Annotated in this window: 1 protein-coding gene; it reads left to right on the top strand. The window is 60.7% G+C overall.

Annotated features, from left to right (window positions below):
* Positions 1 to 1,641: chaperonin GroEL (gene groL / locus PSV33_RS16390; RefSeq protein ID WP_300563341.1), on the top strand; the 1,641-nt coding region annotated here is incomplete at its 5' end.
* Between the last annotated feature and the right edge of the window lie 100 nt (positions 1,642 to 1,741).

Below are 1,741 nucleotides of genomic sequence, written 5' to 3'. Positions count from 1 at the left end.
ATTTTCGGCGGCGAAGCCCGCGCACGCATGGTCGAGGGTGTGAACATCCTGGCCAACGCAGTCAAGGTCACCCTGGGCCCCAAAGGCCGCAACGTGGTTCTGGAGCGCTCTTTCGGCGCCCCTACCGTGACCAAGGACGGTGTGTCCGTCGCGAAAGAAATCGAACTCAAGGACAAGCTGCAGAACATGGGCGCTCAGATGGTCAAGGAAGTTGCTTCCAAGACCTCCGACATCGCCGGTGACGGCACCACGACCGCTACCGTTCTGGCACAAGCCATTGTTCGCGAAGGCATGAAATATGTCGCCGCCGGCATGAACCCGATGGACCTGAAGCGCGGTATCGACAAGGCTGTCACAGCCCTGGTCGAAGAGCTGAAGAAAGCTTCCAAGCCCACCACCACCAGCAAGGAAATTGCCCAGGTCGGCACGATTTCCGCCAACAGCGACGAAGAAGTCGGCAAGATCATCGCTGAAGCGATGGACAAAGTCGGTAAAGAAGGCGTCATCACTGTTGAAGACGGCAAGTCGCTGAACAGCGAACTCGACGTGGTTGAAGGCATGCAGTTTGACCGTGGCTACCTGTCGCCTTACTTCATCAACAACCCTGAAAAGCAATCCGCGATTCTGGATAACCCGTTTGTTCTGCTCTACGACAAGAAGATCAGCAACATCCGTGACCTGCTGCCTACGCTGGAGCAAGTCGCCAAGTCCAGCCGTCCCCTGCTGATCATCTCGGAAGACGTCGAAGGCGAAGCCCTGGCCACGCTGGTGGTCAACACCATCCGCGGCATCCTGAAGGTTGTGGCTGTCAAGGCGCCTGGTTTCGGCGATCGCCGCAAAGCCATGCTCGAAGACATCGCCACCCTGACCGGCGGCAAGGTCATCGCTGAAGAAGTCGGTCTGACCCTCGAAAAAGTCACGCTGGCTGACCTCGGCCAGGCCAAGCGCATCGAAGTGGGCAAGGAAAACACCATCATCATCGACGGCGCCGGCGCCGCTGCTGACATCGAAGCCCGCGTCAAGCAGGTTCGTGTCCAGATCGAAGAAGCGACCAGCGACTACGACCGTGAAAAGCTGCAGGAACGCGTGGCCAAGCTGGCCGGCGGTGTTGCCGTGATCAAGGTGGGCGCTGCCACCGAAGTCGAGATGAAAGAGAAAAAAGCCCGCGTGGAAGACGCCCTGCACGCCACCCGCGCTGCTGTGGAAGAAGGCATTGTGGCTGGTGGTGGCGTGGCTCTGCTGCGCGCCAAGCAGTCCGCTGGCACCATCAAGGGTGACAACCCTGACCAGGACGCCGGCATCAAGCTGATCCTGCGTGCCATCGAAGAGCCGCTGCGCATCATCGTTTCCAACGCCGGCGAAGAGCCAAGCGTGGTGGTGAACGCCGTGCTGGCCGGTAAAGGCAACTACGGCTACAACGCCGCCAACGCGACCTACGGCGACATGATCGACATGGGTATCCTGGACCCCACCAAAGTGACCCGCACCGCACTGCAAAATGCAGCGTCTGTGTCGTCGCTGATGCTGACCACCGAGTGCATGGTGGCCGAGGCTCCGAAAGACGAGTCCGGTGCCGGCGGTGGCGGCATGGGTGGTGGTGATATGGGCGGCATGGGCGGCATGGGCGGCATGGGCATGTAATCCGGCTACTGCGCAGGCGCCATGCGTCGTTGGGCGGTGCTCGGAATCCTCACGTACCCCAAGGTACGTTCCGGTTCCTGCGCTCCGTCCGCCTAGCCTG

The sequence above is a fragment of the Polaromonas sp. genome, from assembly GCF_029945895.1.
Classification (GTDB): Bacteria; Pseudomonadota; Gammaproteobacteria; order Burkholderiales; family Burkholderiaceae_C; genus Polaromonas.
Note: the sequence above shows the minus strand (reverse complement) of the source record. Positions and strands in the feature narration are given on the sequence as shown.